Source organism: Stenotrophomonas sp. 3diitr2024, assembly GCF_042136455.1.
In the GTDB taxonomy this organism is placed as follows: Bacteria; Pseudomonadota; Gammaproteobacteria; order Xanthomonadales; family Xanthomonadaceae; genus Stenotrophomonas; species Stenotrophomonas sepilia.
In genome coordinates this window covers 1-1987 of the sequence record NZ_JBHHMJ010000418.1, presented here as the reverse complement: position 1 = coordinate 1987, position 1987 = coordinate 1, and the positions used below count along the sequence as shown (strand labels likewise).

Sequence of the window (1987 nt, the reverse complement as noted above, 5' to 3'; positions counted from 1 at the left end):
CGGTGATCGATCCCAGCGCCCAGGTCGCGGCCAGCGCCCATATCGGCCCGTTCGTCTCAGTGGGTGCGCGCAGCGTCGTCGGCGAGAACTGCATCATCGATGCGCTCGGCCTTGCTCGCGGATGGCGGAGCGTTTCTTTGGTTACTTTCTTTTCGCGAAAAGAAAGTGACAAGCCCAATCATCGAGGGAGAGCAACGGCCCCAGCCAAACACCCGGCGCCGCCGAATCCGCTGTTAGCAGCGTCACTGCAGGTCGCGAAGATTCAGTTTCCGCAGCGTTGGGTTCTTCCACGCGGTGATCCCGGCCACGCTCAGCACCGCGAATCCGCCCAGCACCACCGCCGGCACCAGGCCGAGCAGCTTCGCCATCGTGCCGGCATAGAACGCGCCCAGCTCATTGGACGAACTGATGAAGATGCCGTTGATCGACGATACGCGACCGCGCATCTCTTCCGGCGTAGCCAACTGCAGGATGGTCGAGCGGATCACCACCGAGACGCCATCGAACGCGCCGTAGAACAGCAGGATCAACGCCGACAGCCAGAAGTGCTGCGACAACCCGAAGCTGATCACGCACAGGCCGAAGCCGGCCACCGCGAACAGCAGCACGCGGCCAGCATTGCGGTGCAGCGGGTGGCGCGCCAGCCACAGGCCTACGCACACCGAGCCCAGCGCCGGCATCGCGCGCAGGATGCCCAGGCCTTCCGGGCCGTGGTGCAGGATCTCGTGCAGGAACGCCGGCAGCATCGCCACCACGCCGCCCAGCAGCACCGAGAACATGTCCAGCGCCATCGCGCCGACCATGATCCGGTTGCCGACCACGAAGCGCGCGCCTTCAGCGATGCTCTTGAAGATCGGGGCGGCCGGACCGGTATGCACCGGTTCTTCCACCTTCAGCGTGGCCAGGCAGGCCATCGCCACCAGCGCAAAGGCCGTAGCCACCGCGTAGGACAGGCCCTTGCCACCGAAGCCGACCAGCACGCCGCCCAATGCCGGGCCGGCGATCATGCCGGCCTGGAACACCACCGCGCCCAGGCCGGCGCCACGGGCAAACTGGTCACGGGCCAGCACGCGGGCGAACAAGGCGTTGTAGATCGGCGACAGGAAGGCGCGGACCATGCCGGTCAGCGCGATGGCCGCGTAGATCGGCCACACGCCGTCAATCGGCAACCAGCCCATGGCCACGCTGGTCAATACCAGTGCAGTGGCGATCAGCCCGCAACAGGCGACCATGCCCAGCCGACGGCGCGGCAGGTGATCCACCAGGTAACCGGCGAACGGAGCCACGCAGAAGAACGGCACGACCTCGGCCAGGCCGATCAGGCCCAGCGAGAACGGATTGCGGGTGACTTCGTAGATGTGCCAGCCGACAGTGACCGCGACCACCTGGTAGGACAGCATCGCAAAGATGCGGTAGGCCAGCAGCCTGGCGAAACCGGGCCGGGACAGCAGGCCCAGTGCACTGTCTTCGGCCGTGGCGGGCTCGCTCACGACGGGTCGCGCTGCAGCTGCGCCTGCGCCGTCTCACGGATGAACGCCAGCATCGCCGCCACGCCGTTGCTGCGGGTGGGCGAGAGGTGGCGGGCCAGGCCGATGTCCTGGATGTAGCTCGGTTCGGTGGCCAGGATCTCCTGCGCCGAGCGCCCGGAGTACACGCGCAGGGCCAGGAAGATCAGGCCGGAGACGATGGCCGAATCACTGATGGCATGGAAGCGCAGCGACTGCGCGTTGCCTTCCGGCACGATCCAGACCATCGACTGGCAGCCGAGCAGGCGATGCTCTTCGGTCTTCCATTCTTCCGGGAAGACCGGCAGCTTGCGGCCGAGGTCGATCAGGTACTGGTAGCGCTCGGACCAGTCGCCGAAGAAGCCGAATTCCTCGGCGATGGCGGTCTGGGCCTCGGCGGCGGTGGATTCAAGCGGGAACGGGGAGTCGGTCACAACAGTCTCTACGGTGGGGGCGTGGCCGGCGGACCGGCCACGGCGGAG

The 1987-nt window shown here is 66.9% G+C and carries 2 protein-coding genes; both read right to left on the bottom strand.

Annotation, left to right across the window (positions count from 1 at the left end; all coding sequences use genetic code 11):
• Positions 1 to 242: 242 nt before the first annotated feature.
• Positions 243 to 1490 (bottom strand): MFS transporter, encoded by a 1248-nt coding sequence (locus ABGA94_RS10540; protein ID WP_005417718.1) that lies wholly within the window; start codon positions 1488 to 1490, stop codon positions 243 to 245.
• Positions 1487 to 1939: a SufE family protein gene (locus ABGA94_RS10535; RefSeq protein WP_053499987.1), complete on the bottom strand. Its 453-nt coding sequence runs from the start codon at positions 1937 to 1939 to the stop codon at positions 1487 to 1489. The genes ABGA94_RS10540 and ABGA94_RS10535 overlap by 4 nt, the downstream gene beginning before the upstream one ends.
• Between the last annotated feature and the right edge of the window lie 48 nt (positions 1940 to 1987).